At 72.8% G+C, this 15,603-nt stretch carries 13 protein-coding genes; 7 read left to right on the top strand and 6 right to left on the bottom strand.

What is annotated here, in order from left to right; genetic code table 11:
• Positions 1–7: 7 nt before the first annotated feature.
• From ACLQ2S_RS21870 to ACLQ2S_RS21860, 3 genes are all read left to right on the top strand, one after another.
• A complete protein-coding gene (locus ACLQ2S_RS21870; protein ID WP_309222562.1) occupies positions 8–1,414 on the top strand; it encodes an FAD-dependent oxidoreductase in 1,407 nt (468 codons plus the stop codon).
• Positions 1,415–1,466: 52 nt separating this feature from the next.
• Positions 1,467–2,891 (top strand): WGR domain-containing protein, encoded by a 1,425-nt coding sequence (locus ACLQ2S_RS21865; protein WP_155214719.1) that lies wholly within the window; start codon positions 1,467–1,469, stop codon positions 2,889–2,891.
• A gap of 118 nt (positions 2,892–3,009) precedes the next feature.
• Entirely contained in the window at positions 3,010–3,882 is an 873-nt protein-coding gene (locus ACLQ2S_RS21860; RefSeq protein WP_230462225.1) for an aminoglycoside phosphotransferase family protein, read from the top strand.
• Positions 3,883–3,938: 56 nt separating this feature from the next.
• On the opposite strand, the gene ACLQ2S_RS21855 is transcribed toward ACLQ2S_RS21860, so the two are convergent.
• Positions 3,939–4,748: an Fpg/Nei family DNA glycosylase gene (locus tag ACLQ2S_RS21855; RefSeq protein WP_309222561.1), complete on the bottom strand. Its 810-nt coding sequence runs from the start codon at positions 4,746–4,748 to the stop codon at positions 3,939–3,941.
• Between the two features lie 147 nt (positions 4,749–4,895).
• Between ACLQ2S_RS21855 and ACLQ2S_RS21850 the strand changes: the two genes are divergently transcribed.
• From ACLQ2S_RS21850 to rocD, 4 genes are all read left to right on the top strand, one after another.
• Entirely contained in the window at positions 4,896–5,585 is a 690-nt protein-coding gene (locus tag ACLQ2S_RS21850; RefSeq protein ID WP_155214718.1) for an SDR family NAD(P)-dependent oxidoreductase, read from the top strand.
• A gap of 128 nt (positions 5,586–5,713) precedes the next feature.
• Complete coding sequence (locus ACLQ2S_RS21845; RefSeq protein WP_425702544.1) at positions 5,714–6,529, top strand: thrombospondin; 816 nt, start codon at positions 5,714–5,716, stop codon at positions 6,527–6,529.
• A 354-nt stretch (positions 6,530–6,883) separates the two neighbouring features.
• Positions 6,884–7,699 carry a dimethylargininase gene (gene ddaH / locus ACLQ2S_RS21840; RefSeq protein ID WP_196222438.1) on the top strand — a complete coding sequence of 272 codons (816 nt, stop codon included), beginning with the start codon at positions 6,884–6,886 and terminating at the stop codon, positions 7,697–7,699.
• Complete coding sequence (gene rocD, locus ACLQ2S_RS21835; RefSeq protein WP_155214715.1) at positions 7,696–8,910, top strand: ornithine--oxo-acid transaminase; 1,215 nt, start codon at positions 7,696–7,698, stop codon at positions 8,908–8,910. The genes ddaH and rocD overlap by 4 nt, the downstream gene beginning before the upstream one ends.
• 53 nt (positions 8,911–8,963) lie before the next feature.
• Here rocD and ACLQ2S_RS21830 read toward each other — a convergent pair whose 3' ends face one another.
• From ACLQ2S_RS21830 to ACLQ2S_RS21810, 5 genes are all read right to left on the bottom strand, one after another.
• Positions 8,964–10,112, bottom strand: coding sequence for an FHA domain-containing protein (locus ACLQ2S_RS21830; RefSeq protein WP_155214714.1), 1,149 nt, complete (start codon positions 10,110–10,112; stop codon positions 8,964–8,966).
• On the bottom strand, positions 10,109–10,402 hold the full coding sequence (locus ACLQ2S_RS21825) for a 4a-hydroxytetrahydrobiopterin dehydratase (protein ID WP_425702541.1): 294 nt from the start codon (positions 10,400–10,402) through the stop codon (positions 10,109–10,111). The genes ACLQ2S_RS21830 and ACLQ2S_RS21825 overlap by 4 nt, the downstream gene beginning before the upstream one ends.
• A gap of 116 nt (positions 10,403–10,518) precedes the next feature.
• Positions 10,519–11,358 (bottom strand): DUF4097 family beta strand repeat-containing protein, encoded by an 840-nt coding sequence (locus tag ACLQ2S_RS21820; protein ID WP_425702539.1) that lies wholly within the window; start codon positions 11,356–11,358, stop codon positions 10,519–10,521.
• Between the two features lie 75 nt (positions 11,359–11,433).
• Complete coding sequence (locus ACLQ2S_RS21815) at positions 11,434–11,958, bottom strand: DUF1778 domain-containing protein (protein ID WP_155214711.1); 525 nt, start codon at positions 11,956–11,958, stop codon at positions 11,434–11,436.
• 97 nt (positions 11,959–12,055) lie between these two features.
• Positions 12,056–15,601, bottom strand: a complete 3,546-nt coding sequence (locus ACLQ2S_RS21810) for an SCO7613 C-terminal domain-containing membrane protein (protein ID WP_425702537.1) — start codon at positions 15,599–15,601, stop codon at positions 12,056–12,058.
• Positions 15,602–15,603: the final 2 nt, after the last annotated feature.

Here is a 15,603-nt window from a genome sequence, read left to right as displayed (position 1 = left end):
TGATGCCGTGGCGGAACGGTTGATCGTCATCGGCGCGGACGCGGCCGGCATGTCGGCCGCGGCGCAGGCGCGTCGACGCCGGGGCACCGACGACCTGGAGATCGTGGCCTTCGAACGCGGGCACTTCACGTCGTACTCGGCCTGCGGGATCCCGTACTGGATCAGCGGACTGGTCACCGACCGGGAGCAGCTGGTGACCCGGTCGCCCCGCACGCACCGCGAGGACTACGCCATCGACGTGCGGCTGCGGCACGAGGTGGTCGGGATCGACCTGGTCCGTCGCGAGGTGGTCGCCCGCGACCTGGACGGCGGCGGCGAGGTCCGCGAGCGGTTCGACACCCTCATGTACGCCGCCGGGGCGGTGCCGAAGAAGCCGGCCTGGGCGCACACCGACGCGGCGGGCGTGTTCGGGGTGCAGACCCTCGACGACGGCTCGGCGCTGCGTGCCTGGCTGGAGGCGGACCCACCGCCCCGGCGGGCGGTGGTGGTCGGCGGCGGCTACATCGGGGTCGAGATGGCCGAGGCACTGGTTCGCCGCGGCCTGTCGGTCACCCTGGTCGAGCGTGACGAGCAGCCGATGTCGACCGTCGACCCGGACATGGCCCGGCTGGTCACCGATGCGATGCGCGGTCTGGGGGTGGACATCCGCACCGGCGTGCGGGTCACCGGGCTGACGGAGCGCGACGGCCGGGTCTGCGAGGTGGTCACCGACCAGGGGTCGATTCCGGCCGACCTGGTGGTGCTCGGTCTCGGCGTGAGCCCGAACACCGAGTTGGCCGCCGCTGCCGGCCTGCCGCTCGGGCCGACCGGCGGGATCAGGGTGGACCGCCGGATGCGGGTGTCCGGGGTGCCCGGCGTGTGGGCCGCCGGAGACTGTGTGGAGACCCTGCACAAGGTCAGCGGACTGCCGGTGCACGTGCCGCTGGGCACCCACGCCAACAAGCAGGGCCGGGTCGCCGGGATCAACATCGGCGGCGGGTACGCCACCTTCGCGGGAGTGATCGGCACCGCCGTGACGAAGGTGTGCGAGCTGGAGGTGGGTCGCACCGGCCTGCGGGAGCGGGAGGCCCGGATGGCCGGATTCGAGTTCGTCTCGGTGATCGCCCGGTCGACGAACCGCGCCGGCTACTACCCCGGATCCCGGCAGATGACGGTGAAGCTGATCGCGGAGCGGCCGAGCGGGCGGTTGCTGGGCGCCCAGATCGTCGGCTGGTCGGAGGCGGCGAAGCGGATCGACACCCTTGCCGTGGCGCTGTGGAACAAGATGACGGTGGACGACATGACCGCACTCGACCTCGGCTACGCCCCGCCGTACGCCCCGGTCTGGGATCCGGTGCTGGTCGCGGCCCGCAAGGCCGTCGACGCGCTCGCCGCCGATCCCCGCGCGCCCGGTTCTGTCAGTGGCAGGGGTTAGCGTGTACGCGCCGCCCGGTCAGGGCTGACGCGAACCCCTCGGAGGAACACCCATGTCGCAGGAGACGACTTACCTTGAGCTGTCCGAAGTGGACGGTTCAGCGCACAAGTTCTATGAGGTGGTGGTCGATGACACCACGATGACTGTGCGCTACGGGCGGATCGGCGACCAGGGCCAGGTCAAGAGCACCGGCTACCCCGACAACGCGCGGGCCCGGGCCGCCGCCGCGAAGAAGATCGGCGAGAAGGTCCGCAGGGGATACGCCCCGGCGGTGCCCGGCGTACGCCAGAAGCGGGCCGTCTCCCGGCGGCAGATCGTCAGCACCCGCTCGACCGCCCGCACCGCCCCCGTGCTCTGGCGGTACGAATCCGGCGCACCGGCCTTCGGCATCTTCGTCGACGGGCGCACCTGCATGGTGGGCAACGAGCAGGGTGTGATCACCACTCTCGACCACGACGCCCGCGTGCTCGACCAGGTCCGCCTCCCCGACGGGGTCAAGTGCATCGTCGCCGACGACGCCTGGATCTACGCCGGCTGCGACGACGGCAACGTCTACGACCTCTCCGGCAAGATCCCCCGGGTGGCGTACGCGATCGTGCCCGACATCGACATCTACTGGCTCGACATCCACGACGGCGTGCTGGGTGTCTCCGACGCCGACGGCGGGATCGCCGCCATCGACCACGAGGACGAGTTCCTCTGGCGACGCGCAGGACGCGGCCGGTCGGCCTGGATGGTGCGCTGCGACGCCGACGCCGTCTACCACGGCGACTCGGCGGGGGTGACCGGCTACGACTGGCGCACCGGCCAGGAGTTGTGGCACACCCGCACCGGCTCGGTGCTCTTCGGCTGGCAGGAACGCGACGCCGTCTTCGCCGGCACCGCCACCCGCGAGGTCGTCCGGCTCGGCAAGCACGGCGGTTCCGCGACGCGGACCTACCGGGCCGACGCGCCGGTCTTCTCCTGCGCCACCGCCTCCGACGGCCGCTACGTCTTCGCCGGGGACAGCCAGTCCTCGATCTACTGCTTCGCCGCCGACGGCACCCGGCTGTGGAAGCTCGGCACCGGCTGCGGTTCGGCGTACTCCATGCAGTACCACGACCAGCGCCTCTACGTGGTGACCACCAGCGGGCACCTGGCCTGCATCGACGCCAGCGAGCCGGCGATCCGGGCGGCGGAGGCGGGCAGCGTGCCGGAGGTGGTCGACGTCAAGGCCCCGGCCCGGTTGCCGGAGCCCGCCGCCGTGACCCAGGTCGAGGTGGTCGGCGACACCGGCGGCGGCGTGGTGGTCGAGTGTGTCGAGCAGGGCGGGCGGCTGCGGGTCCACGTGCTCTCCAGCGGCTACCGCCCGGACTGGTCGGTGCAGTTCCCCAAGGGCATCCGCGAGCCCGGGGCGCGCTACCTGGTCACCGAGGTCCGCGAGTCCGGCCGGGGCGGCTTCTATCGCGCCTACGGCGACATCCGCCGCCTGCGCTGAGGGTGAGCATGGCGGGTTCGGCGGTGGTGAGTGCGCGTGCGGCAACCCGCGGGGACAGCCGGGTGCGGCCGGTTGAGCCGTGTTGTGCCGTCAGGTCGGGCTCGGCCAGGATGAGCCGATGACCGGCGTGCTGCGGATTCCCGACGGGTTGACCTGGTTGCACGGCATGCCGGGCGGTCCGCAGTGGTTGGCCGAGCTGCCGGAACTGTTGGCCACCTGTGCCCGACGCTGGTCGCTGCGGCTCGGTGCGCCCTTCGGGTACGCCTTCGCCTCGCTGGCGATGCCGGCCGACCTGCCGGACGGCACCCGGGCGGTGCTCAAGGTGCAGTTTCCGGACGCCGAGAGCGAGCACGAGGCGACCGCGTTACGCCACTGGGACGGCGACGGTGCCGTCCGGCTGCTCGCCCACGACCCCGACCTGCGGGCACTGCTGGTGGAGCGCTGTGACCCCGGCACACCGTTGCACGCGTTACCGCTCGACGAGGCGCTCGACGCCGTGGTGGCGCTGCTCCCCCGCCTCTGGGTGCCGGCCGGTGAGCCGTTCACGCCGTTGACGGAGGCGGCTGCCGGCTGGGCGGACCGGCTGCCGGTCAAGTGGGAACGCACCGGACGGCCGTACGAGCGGCGACTGGTCGATCTCGCGCTCGACCTACTCGGTGCGCTGGCCGGCAGCCAGGGTGAGCAGGTCCTGGTCAACCAGGACCTGCACGCCGCCAACGTGCTCAGCGCGGCACGCGAACCGTGGCTGGTGATCGACCCCAAGCCACTGCTCGGCGAGCGGGAGTTCTCGGTGGTGCCGATGGTGCGCGGTACCGAGCTGGGTCACTCCCCGACCGCCGTCCGTCGCCGACTGGACCGCCTCAGCGCCGAGTTGGGGCTGGACCGCGACCGGGTACGCGGCTGGACGATCGCTCAGACCACGGCCTGGAGCATCGACGGTGACCGCGTCTTCACCGACCACGTCGAGGTGGTCCGCTGGCTCGTCGGGTAGCGCGGACCCTGGCCGGGCACCTGCGGGCGGATGGGCGGCACGATCCGCCCAGGGTCTCAGGCGGCCTGGCAGGTGGCGCACCAGTAGAGGTTGCGGGCAGTGATGGTGCCTCGGCTGACCGGCGTGCGGCAGACGTGACAGGGCTGGCCCGGGCGACGGTAGACGTACACCTCTCCGCCGTGCCGGTCGACGCGGGCCGGGCGACCCATCGCCTCGGGCAGGTGGGCGTCGCGGACGGTGTCGATCCGGCCGGTGGCGACCGCGCGTGTCATCAGCTCCACCAGATCGGCCCAGAGCACCTGCCAGCCAGCCCGGGTCAGCTCCCGGCCGGGCAGCCTCGGCGACAGCCCCGCGCGGAACAACGCCTCGGTCACGAAGATCAAACCCGTGCCGGCCACCACCGACTGGTCCAGCAGCAGCGCGGCCAGCGGCGTCGCGCTGCGCGAGATCCGGGCGTACGCCCGGTCCGGGTCGGCATCGGCGCGCAGCGGATCCGGGCCGAGTCGGGCCCGCAGCGCCGCCACCTCGGGCGGGCTGAGCAGCTCACAGGCGGTCGGGCCGCGCAGGTCGAGCCAGTGCCGGTCGCTGGTCAGTCGGAGGCGGATCTGCCCCACCGGCTCCGGCGGCTCACCGTCACCATCGGTGACCTTGCCGTAGAGGCCGAGGTGCACGTGCAGCGCCAACTCACCGGCGTGGTGGTGCAGCAGATGCTTGCCGTACGCCTCGGTGCCCTCCAGCACCGTCCCGGAGATCAGCGCGGCACCGTCGGCGAACCGCCCCTGCGGGCTGGTGGCGTGCACCTTGTCACCGACGAACAACTCGGCGTGCCGGGCCGCCAGGCGATGGATGGTGTGTCCCTCTGGCACGCGTCAAGCGTAGCCAGCGGGCAGGTGAGCAGCGATCGAGCCGTGAGCTACTCGACGGTAGGGAATCCTTCTCGCCGTCTGGTTCAATTGCCGGTCGAGCCGCCGGCACGGGCGGGCGCCACGTCGACTCGATAGGGGCAGTGGGTCATGACGGTTCGGATGCGCCGTGCGGTGGTGATCGGCAACAGCGACGGGATCGGGCTGGCGTTCACCCGCAGACTCCTCGCCGACGGTTGGCTGGTCACCGGGCTGTCCCGGCGGGACAACACGATCATCGTCCCGACGTACACCCACCACACCGTCGACGTCACCGCGCCGGACTATCCGCAGGTGCTGGGCAAGGCGGTCGACGAACTCGGCGGCCTGGACCTGTGCGTCTACGCCGCCGGCATCGGCGAGCCGGTCGACCCGACCGACCTGGACACGCAGACGCGCACCTTCGAGGTCAACCTGATGGGCGCGGTACGCACCGCTGCCGTGGTGGTGCCGAGAATGCTGGCCACCGGTGAGGGGCACCTGATCGGGATCTCCAGCCTCGCCGACCGGCTCGTCTCCGGCGAGGCCCCCGGGTACGCGGGTTCGAAGGCCGGGCTGTCGTCGTACCTGATGGGCCTGTCGGCGGCGCTGCGGCGGCATGGCGTGCACGTGACCACCGTGCGGTTCGGTTTCGTGGACACCAAGATGGCCAAGGGCTCGTCCCGGCCGTTGATGATCCCGGTCGAGCGGGCCGTGGAGATCCTCGTGCGCTGTGTCCGCAGCCGTCCCGTCCTGGTCTCCCGCCCCCGCCGCCTGGCCCTCCTCACCTCCGCCCTGGCCTGCCTGACCCGCCCTCGCTGAGTCACCTGTTCCCGCGTGGCGGGAACGGGTGTCGGCGCAGCGGGGTGGGGGTACCTCCGGGGTGTTGTGGCGTGGCTGGCGATACGGGGCTGATGCCGCCGTCCACGCATCGATCAGGAGGTGAACCTATGAGATTTCCTTCGCTGTCACGTCGGGACGAACCGACGCCGCCGGCAGACGGTCGGGGCGGGACGGTCGCCACCGACACCCGTCCCGACGGGCGAACCGACGTCGAGGGCCGCTCCGACGGCGGCACACCGGCCGCCGACAGCACCACCCGCCGCGCACCGGCCGACGGCAGCACCGCCGCTGGCCGGGCCACCGTGGATGACTCGGCGGACAGCCGGGCCGACGCGCGACGGGCCGCCGAGGCCCGGGCCGCCACCGCACGGTCCACCGTTCACGGCTCCTCCCGGGCCCGTACCACCACCGGGACCGCGGACCGCGACCGGACTGTCGACGAGCGTGACCCCCGTCTCGACGGCGACCGGGCCGAAGTGGGCCGTACCGCCGACCGGGAGCGGATCGACGACAGCGATCGGCCGGTCAACCCGGTCGACGAGGACCGGGGCCCCGCCGGTGACGCCAACCGGGACGTCCCGGCGACGCCGGTCGGACCGCGACCACGGGCCAGTCTGCTGGCGACGCTCGGCCTGATCGTGGGCGTCGGCGGCATCCTGTTCGTGCTCACCGGCGCGCTCGCCGGGTACGGCATCGCGCTGGGCGCGTTCGGGGCGGTGCTCGCCGTGCTCGGGCTGATCGCCACCCGTCGGCGGCACATCGCCGGCAAGTCCGACGCGCTGCTGGGCATCGCCTTCGGCCTCGGTGCGGTGGTCCTGGGCGTGCTGGCGATGACCGGTCAGTACGACTGGCCGAGCACCGACGGCGACCTGGTCGCGCGCTTCCGTGAGTGGCTTGATTCACAGTTTGTCGATCGCTGGTAGTGGGCACTTTTCGGCCCGCCGGTGGTTCACCGAGCCGGTCGGTGAAGAACCGACCGTAGTCCGATCACATCTGGTGGTTCACCAGTCGGACGCACACGCTCGTCAGGGGCGGCGATTCGCCGCCCCTGACGTGTGTCCGGGGTCGGCCCGGCCGCCGCCGACACGGATCGGGGTCGACGGCCTCACGCGCAATGAACGGCCACCAAGCAGGCGTTATACGCAACGATCTGCCACTGAATGCAAGGGTTCGCGGTGGATCCTGCCGGTCGGGCCCGCATACCGTTGAGCCACGGCGCCAGCCCGTGGGCCGACGGTGGCCGGGCGCGCCCGACCCTGGGAGCAGGACTCATGACGATGGACGCCACCCGCCAGCGCTTCCTGATGTGCCGGCCGACGTACTTCGCCGTCGACTACGCGATCAACCCCTGGATGGACCCGACCGCTCCGGTCGACGTCGATCTCGCCGTTCGCCAGTGGGAGCGGCTACGCCAGATCTACCTGGACCTGGGCCACACCGTCGAGGAGATCACTCCGGTACCGGGCCTGCCCGACATGGTCTTCGCCGCCAACGGCGGCACCGTGATCGACGGCAAGGCGATGGCGGTGCAGTTCCGTGATCCGCAACGCGCCGACGAGGCCCCCGCGTATCGCGCCTGGTTCGAGGCCGCCGGTTTCGAGATGTACGACCCGAAGCACGTCAACGAGGGTGAGGGCGACGTCCTGCTGGCCGGCGACCACCTGCTCGCCGGCACCGGTTTCCGCACCGCGCACGCCTCGCACGCCCAGCTCCAGGAGGTCTTCGGGTACCCGGTGGTCACCATGCAACTGGTGGACCCGCGCTTCTACCACCTGGACACCGCGCTGACCGTGCTCGACGAGCGCACCGTGGCGTACCTGCCGGAGGCGTTCTCGCCCGGCAGTCAGGCCGTGCTGCGGCGACTCTTCCCGGACGCGGTGCACGCCACCATGGCCGACGCGGAGGTGCTCGGCCTCAACGCGGTCAGCGACGGTCGGCACGTGGTGCTGCCCGAGCAGGCCACCGGCCTGGCCGCCAAGCTGCGCGAGCGGGGCTACGAGCCGATCGGCGTCGACCTGTCCGAGCTGCGTCGGGCCGGCGGCGGCCCGAAGTGTTGCACGTTGCGACTCCGTCAGGGAAAGGCGAACCGATGATCGAGGACATGCTCCGGACTCCTGTCGCGGTGCAGGACGCGGAGCGGCACACCGCGCACAACTATCACCCGCTGCCGGTGGTGATCTCCTCCGCCGAGGGCGCCTGGGTGACCGATGTGGACGGCCGGCGCTACCTCGACTGCCTGGCCGGCTACTCGGCGCTGAACTTCGGCCACCGGCACCCGACGCTGATCGCCGCCGCGCACGCCCAGCTCGACCGGTTGACGTTGACCAGCCGGGCGTTCATCCACGACCAGTTCGCCGACTTCTGCCGCGAGCTGGCGGCGCTGTGCGGCAAGGACCTGGTGCTGCCGATGAACACCGGGGCCGAGGCTGTCGAGACCGGCATCAAGGTGGCCCGCAAGTGGGGCTACCAGGTCAAGGGGGTGCCGGCCGACCAGGCCAACATCGTGGTCGCGGAGGGCAACTTCCACGGGCGTACGACCACCATCGTCAGCTTCTCCACCGACTCCGACGCCCGAGCCGACTTCGGGCCGTACACCCCGGGCTTCCGGATCGTCCCCTACGGTGGCCTGGCCGCGCTGACCGAGGCGATCGACGAGCACACCGTCGCCGTGCTGCTGGAGCCGATCCAGGGCGAGCAGGGCGTGGTCGTGCCGCCCGAGGGCTACCTACCGGGCGTCCGACGGCTCTGCACCGAACGCGACGTGCTGTTCATCGCCGACGAGATCCAGTCCGGCCTGGGCCGCACCGGCACCACGTTCGCGTGCGAGCAGGAAGGCGTCGTGCCCGACATGTACCTGCTGGGCAAGGCGCTCGGCGGCGGCATCGTGCCGGTCTCCGCGGTGGCCGCCGACACCGACGTACTCGGCGTCCTGCGCCCCGGCCAGCACGGTTCCACCTTCGGTGGCAACCCGCTGGCCTGCGCGGTGGCGACCGAGGTGGTCCGGCTGCTGGCGACCGGCGAGTTCCAGCGCCGCTCCACCGAGTTGGGCGAGCGACTGCACACCGGCCTGCGCGGGCTGATCGGCAAGGGTCTGGTCGCGGTACGCGGCCGGGGCCTCTGGGCCGGTCTGGACATCGACCCGTCGCTGATGAGCGGCCGGGTGGCCTGCGAACGGCTGATGGCGCGGGGGGTACTGGCCAAGGACACGCACGGCTCGACCATCCGACTCGCCCCGCCGCTGGTGATCACCGAAGAGGAGATCGACCACGCGGTGGCACAGGTGGCCGCCGTCCTGGCCAGCTGAGCGGTCGTACCGTCCGGGTGGGCGTGCGGGGCACGCCCACCCGGGGTCAGGTCTCAGCGGGGTAGGCGCATCGCCATGGTCGGCGCCTCGGACATCACCGAGTCCGGGTTGTACGGTGCTCCCGACGGAAACTCGCTCGGACGGCCGACCTGCACGCCCGGGTACAGCTCCACCATGTCACCGGCGCCGAGCACCCGGGACTGCTGCGGGGTCAGCGGGATCCGGTCCGCCTCCGCCATGGAGCCACCCGGCCGTACGCCGGAGCCGTTGGTGCTGACGTCGATGGCGACGATGTCGCTGCCGCGCAGTTCCAGCCGCAGGTGGTTACGGCTGATCCAACGCCGCGCCTCGTCGTTGAGCCACTGGCCGAGCATGATGCCGCCGGTGCCCTCCGGCGCGCGGCCGATCATCACCGGCTGTTCCTCGGTGACCACGAACCGACGGCGGATCAGGCCACCGACGCGTACCGCGAGGACCTCGCTGCGCGGTCGGGGACCGGCGTCCCGCAGCCGCGTGCCGTGCCGGGGGCAGGTGGGTACGCCGTTGCGCAGCGACGGCGGCGGTTGCCCGGTCGGCGCACGGTCGATCCGGGCCAGGTCGGCGAAGGCACCGCCGCCGCCGGCACCGCCGAACAGGGTGCAGCCCGACTCCGGGCAGCGCCACTCGCGGGACAGCAGCTTGGCGGCGGCCGGTGCGGGTGGACCGGCGAGCGGTGTGTGACCGCCGCCGACGTGGGCGATGAAGACCGGGCCACCGGCACCCGGCACCGGCGCCACGATCCGACCCGGCTGCTCCACCAACCAGGGGAACCGTCCGCGCAGACCGTCGAAGCGGACCCGGCTGAGCACCGGCAGACCGAGCAGGTCGGCCACCTCCAGCATCCGGTCACCAGGGTTGTCGAGCACCTCCACCAGACCGTCGTCGGCCCACCTGCGCACCACCATGCGCTCGTTGGAGGTGAGGTCGGCGTCGGAGAGCATCCCCCGGTGCACCACCGCATAGACCGGGACGCTGTCCTCCTCCAGGCTGCGCGCCAGCGCGTCGATGACCATGCCGAGCCGCAGCGAGCTGGCCGGACGACCGCCGTCGAGATCCTGGTAGCGGATGATCTCGGCCAGGTCCAGCACCGCACGGGCCAGTTGCGGGTCGGTGCAGACCCGCCCCTCGATGGCGTCCAGCACCTTGCTGATCTCGAACCTCATCGGGCACCCTCCACGATCTCGTCGATCCGCCGGGCCAGCCGGATGTCACGCATGGTGACCCCGCCGGCCGAGTGGGTCGTGCAGCGGAAGGTCACCGTGGGCCACCGGATGTCGATGTCGGGGTGGTGGTCCTGTTCCTCGGCCGTGGCGGCGACCCGGTCGACCACCGCGATGGCGTCCGGGAAGCTGGCCAGCTCCACGGTTCGGGTGATCCCGGCGGGGTCTCCCGACCAGCCCGCCAGCCCACCCAGCTCGTTTCGCACCGCCTCGGCGGTGAGCACCTCTGCCATGGCCAGACCCTACCGGTGCCGGCCGATACCACCGCAGCGGTGACCGGCCCATCGGGCGGAGACCGGTGGTGGCCACCGGGTACCCGTCATGATCTTTTCTTCCGGATCCGGTGCGGTCAGGCGCGGTGGACGGTGATGTCGCCGTAGGAGGTGCGCCCGCGTACCTCGACCGTCTTGTCGCCGGCTTCCGGCCGGGTGGCGTCCTGGAGCAGGTTGCGCACCTGCCCGAAGTTGGTGTGCACCTCAAGCCAGGCGGCGGTGCCTTCGGCGATACCGATGTCCAGGTCGCCTGCGGCGGTGGCGAGGACGACCTCACCGCGTACCACCTCACGGAGGTGGATGCTGCCGTTGGAGGTCTTCACGTCGACGCCGGCACCGGCCCGCGCGAGGTCGATGGCACCGTTGGCGTTACGGACCCGCACGTCGCCGCCGACCGCACCGATCGTGGTGTCGCCGTTGGAGTTCTTGACCTCCGCGGTGCCCGCGATCTCGCCGATCTGGATCTTCCCCGAGCCGGTGGAGACCTGCGCGTCGCCGGTGACCTCGTCAGCGGTGAGGTGACCGAATCCGGTGTGCAGGCGCAGCGAGCCGGTCCGTTCGAGCCACACGTGGCCGGTGGTCTTGACCCGGCACTCGCCGAGCCGACCGGTAGCGCGGACGTCCCCCAGCAGCAGGTGCGCGTCGAGCCGGGAGTCGCTGGGCAGTTCGACGGTCAGGTCGACCGACCTGGTCTTCCTGGCGAGGTCGAAGGCGCGCCGGGGCCCGGTGACGCGCAGCGTGCCGTCGGCGTAGTCGATCCGGATCTGGGCGGCGGCTTGCACATCCGACTCGTCGGCCGCGTCACTCGGCCGGACCTCGACGACCGTGTCGGTCCGGTCGCTGGCGGTCACGCGTACGTTGCCGACACCGATCTCGACCGAGACGGAGATGGCTGCGGGCGTGTCGAAAACAGGCATGGTGGTCCCCACTTCCTGGGTAGCTGGGTCGTCCCCGCAGATCGGGGGCGTGAGGTGGAAAGCCGAGCGGCGCGGTCAGCGCACCCAGCCGGTCAGGCCCTGTTTGGCTCGTTTCGCACTGCTGCGTGGCGTGGTGCGCTGGTCGCGGTCGGGCCGTTGCAGTGCGGCGGCGGCCGACCGGACCAGCCAGGCGTTGACCGAGCGCCCCTCCTTCGCCGCAGCCTCCTCGATCGCCGTCTTGAGCTGCTCGGGCATGCGTACGTTGATGCGTGCCACCGGACCGTCCTCGGCAGCAAGCAGGTCGTCGGCGGTGTCCGCCGCGGTCGTCGCGGTCGGTGCCCCACCGTCCGGCTCGGCCGGTGGCAGGTTGACCACGAAACCGGGCTCGCGACCGCGCAGGCGTAGTTCCACCGAGCCCGGAGCCATGTCCCGGGTGATCTCGTCGGCTGCCGCCGACAGCACGTCCAGCAGGGTCATCCGGATCGCCGACTCAAGCGAGCCGGTCAGCCGCTCGACCAGCGCACGCGCATCCTCACCGCCGGCTTCGGCGAGCGTGGCGAACTCGCGGCCGAGGTTGCTCACATACGGGGTGACATCCATGGCACCATCTTGGCACGTGTTTGGCATCACGCCAAGCTCTAATGGCCCACAATGCCGTCAGCATGGCACCACACGGTGCCGCACCCGCGGAGCCTGGTCAGCTCATACGACCCACGGCAGAGCGCAGCCGGAGCAGGTCGCGACGACGGCGCTCGTAGGTGGTCGCCAAGCCGATCAACGCCAGCCCGGCGGCGGCCAGGAAGGCCCACCGGGGCAACAGGTCCCAGCTACGCACCAGCTCGTGCAGGGCGAGCAGGCCGAGCGTGCCTCCACCGAGCACCACCGGTGCCTGCCACCGGCGCACCGCGCCGAGCAGCGTCACGGCGAGCGCGGCGACACCGAGCAGCAGCCGCCGCCAGGGCTGCGGGTCGGGCCCGAACAACACGCTGTTCAGGCTGGGCAGCAACGCGGCCGCCAAGCCCGGGCCGAGCGCCAGCCAACTGTTCAACCCCGCGCGGGTACGCAGCCCCACCGCACCAGCGACCAGTGCCACCGCCGCCACCGGGACCGTGTATGCCTCCAGCACGGTCACCCCGCCGGCTGCGAGCAGCAGCCAGACGGCCAGCAGTTCGCTGCCACCGCCGATACCGGCGAAGAGCCAACGCCGACCGGTCGACTCGCCCCGGCGCAACAGCCGCACGCCCATCGCGACGCCCCAGAGCACGCAGACCGTCGCGGCGTGCCGAAGGGCACCCAGGGTGAGCAGCAGCGCGAGCAACGCGACCGCCTGTGCGACGGCGTCCAGCACCCGGTTCAGCAGGGACTCCGGCGCAGGTCGCGTGGCAGCCTCGGCGGCGGGCGGATTCGGCCGGCCCGACGGCAGCGTCGCGGCCAGCGCGAGGGTGAGCGCGGCGACACCGAGCACCGCGAACGCCGCCACCCGTAGCGGTTGCCCCGCGGCCAGTGGGGCGGTGACCGCGAACCCGGTCGCCGCCGCCACCGCGACCAGCCAGCCGAGCAGACGTGCCGTGACGTGACGTGCGCCCACTCCGACGATCGTCGCCGCCACCACCAACAGACCCGCCGCAGCCAGAGTGCCGGCCCGGGTCGCCTGCACGTTGAGCAACCCGCCCCCGGCCAGCACCAACCCGACCGGGATGGCCGTCCCGACGAACGCCCTACCCGGGGCCCGCAGTGCGGCGGTCGCCAGCACAGCCACCCCGCCCAGCAGCGCCACTGCCGGCACCACCGGCCAGTGCACCTCGGCGGCGACCAGCAGCACCAGACCGGCGGCGGCCACGAAGGGCAGCATCAGACCGGCGGCCCGCCACCACACACCACGCATACCGGTCGGGGTGTCCCCGGGTGCGAGCCCGGCGATCAGGGCCGCCAACGACAGCAGCAGCAGGGCCAGGCCGACCGGAAGCGCCCCCGGCGACGGCTGGACCGTCGGCACGCCGGACCAAACCGCCGGCGGCGGACCGTACGGCGTCAGCAGGGCGGTCACCACCATCGGCAGGGCCGCCAGCACCGCCACCCCGGCCAGACCCAACCCGGCCACCGACAACGGCCGTGCCCGGCCGGCCCGGAACCCGGCGAGCGCGACGAGCGACGCGGCCACCGCCGCGTACACCGTCACCCGCTCATCGCCCGGTACGACCAGGGGCGACAGGCCGGTCAGCACCGCCACCACGGCGAGCCCGGTCGAGGCGTACCCGGTCAGGTCAGACCAGGACCGAGGCAGCGCGAGCAACGCCACCGCCGGCAGCGCGACGGCGGCCAACGCGGCTCGGGCCTGCCACCACGGCGGGGCGCCGACGCCGATCATCGTGATCGCCGCTCCCGCCGGGACCACGAGTACGGTGGCGGCCAGCTCGCACCCGGCCACGACCCGCCGTGGCAGGTCCCCGCGCCGACCGAGGGCCGCCACACCGACGCCGACGGCCGCGATCACCGCGCAGGCGACACCGGCACCGGCGGGCTCGGCCAAGCCGACCAACAACCCGTGCCCGAGCAACGCCGCACCGGCGGCCGACGAGATCAGCACCAGCGGAGTGGCCAGCGCCGGGCGAGCCACCGCCGTGACCAGCAACACCGACCCCACCACGAGGTCGATCGCGACCACGGCCGGCCAGGGCGCGGCCCAGGCCACCGGCACCGCGAGCACGGTCGCGGCGACACCGACCAGCAGCACCGCCGGACGAGCCACCCGGGACAGCAGCAGGGCCGCCGCCCCCGAGGACAGCGCCACCACCAGCGGCAACTGCCAACCCCAGGCGAAGGCCGGCCCCGCCTCGGCCCCCCGCCACGGCGGCAACGACCGGCCCACGGCAGCGCCGGCCAGCATCAGCCCGGTCAGCGCCGCCAGCGCTCCCGCGCCACCGGCGACCAGCAACGCCCCCACCCGTGGACCGGTCCGCCAGCCACTCGGAAGCAGCCGTACCGCGCCGGCCAGCCCCACCACGACCAGCGCCGACACCAGCAGCCACACCGAGGGGCGCACCGCCACCACCGGGCGGACGACCGCACCGGCCAGCACCGGCACCAGCGCACCACCCGCCAACGTCCGGGCCGGGTCACCGCCGGTCAGCAGCGCCGCGCCGAACGCGGTCAGCGCCACCAGCAGCATCGGCCCGCCGGCCAGCAGCGGTACGCCACCGGCCCGACCGACCAGCAGCGGCACCAGCGCACAACCCGCGGCGAGCAGCAGCCAGCCGGCGAACCCGATCCAGACCAGCGCCGTGCCGGCCAGCCGCAGTGCCGGTGTCGTCGCGGCCCCCTCGCCCGCGACCACACCGGCGCGCTGCCGCAGGGCGACCACCACCGCCAGGTCGACAACCGCCACCCCGACGAAGACCACCGCCCAACCGGCCGGTTCCGGGCGCGCCTCGGCGGCGAACAACGGCAGCACCGGCTGGGCGACGAGCAATGCGGCGAACCACGGCACCACCAGGCGGCTGAGGCGGGCGTAACCGACCGCCACCGCCACCCCGACCACCGCCACCAGCGCGGCGTACCGGCTGCCCGGCCAGGTGGTCACCGCGAACAGGTCGACCGACCAGGCGGCATACCCGTCGAGCAGCACCAGCAGCAGCCCGACGGCGGCGAAGGTCTCGGCGGTGCCGCGCAGCCCCCGCCAGCGGGCCACCAGTGGCACCGCCAGCAGCAACGCGGTGAACGCCAGCAGGATCAGCGCCCGACCGGCCACCCCGACCGATGCCCAGGCCACCGCCGCGAAGACCGTGGCCGCCGTGCCGAGCAGCAGGCCACCCAGCACGAAGAGCAGGCCCTGCACGGTACGCGTGGAGGCTTCGGCACCTCCCGGGCGAACCGGCACCTCGACGGGCCGTCCGGCGGAGGCCGCCACCGGCACCGGGCGCGCGTACCCGCCGACAGCCGGTGCCCCGCCACCGACCGGCGGTACGGCGGGCACCGGGAACTCCGTCCGGATCGCGGCGGCCAACTCGCCTCGCCGCCGCCGTACCGCCTCCAGCCGACCGCGCAGCCCCTCGTACGCCTGACGGGCCCGCTGCACCTCGCCGCCCAACACGACGATCTCCCGGTCGAGCCGGATCACCTCGGCGGCTGCCGGGTGTGGCGGTCTGCCGCAGCCGGAGCAGCCGGAGTTCAGATTGGCCGGGGAACCGCAGGCCGGGCAGGGGTAGGCGTTGTCCACACCAGCATCCTTGTCGGCCGGTGCCACCG

Source organism: Micromonospora sp. DT48, from assembly GCF_049844495.1.
In the GTDB taxonomy this organism is placed as follows: Bacteria; Actinomycetota; Actinomycetes; order Mycobacteriales; family Micromonosporaceae; genus Micromonospora.
The sequence above is the reverse complement of the archived record's forward strand: the minus strand, read 5'-3'. Positions and strand labels throughout refer to the sequence as shown.

Coding starts and splice junctions, on each gene's coding strand:
- ACLQ2S_RS21865 (WP_155214719.1), top strand. CDS start 1,467: ATGTCGCAGGAGACGACTTACCTTGAGCTGTCCGAAGTGGACGGTTCA.
- ACLQ2S_RS21860 (WP_230462225.1), top strand. CDS start 3,010: ATGACCGGCGTGCTGCGGATTCCCGACGGGTTGACCTGGTTGCACGGC.
- ACLQ2S_RS21850 (WP_155214718.1), top strand. CDS start 4,896: ATGACGGTTCGGATGCGCCGTGCGGTGGTGATCGGCAACAGCGACGGG.
- ACLQ2S_RS21845 (WP_425702544.1), top strand. CDS start 5,714: ATGAGATTTCCTTCGCTGTCACGTCGGGACGAACCGACGCCGCCGGCA.
- ddaH (WP_196222438.1), top strand. CDS start 6,884: ATGGACGCCACCCGCCAGCGCTTCCTGATGTGCCGGCCGACGTACTTC.
- rocD (WP_155214715.1), top strand. CDS start 7,696: ATGATCGAGGACATGCTCCGGACTCCTGTCGCGGTGCAGGACGCGGAG.
- ACLQ2S_RS21830 (WP_155214714.1), bottom strand. CDS start 10,112: ATGAGGTTCGAGATCAGCAAGGTGCTGGACGCCATCGAGGGGCGGGTC.
- ACLQ2S_RS21825 (WP_425702541.1), bottom strand. CDS start 10,402: ATGGCAGAGGTGCTCACCGCCGAGGCGGTGCGAAACGAGCTGGGTGGG.
- ACLQ2S_RS21820 (WP_425702539.1), bottom strand. CDS start 11,358: ATGCCTGTTTTCGACACGCCCGCAGCCATCTCCGTCTCGGTCGAGATC.
- ACLQ2S_RS21815 (WP_155214711.1), bottom strand. CDS start 11,958: ATGGATGTCACCCCGTATGTGAGCAACCTCGGCCGCGAGTTCGCCACG.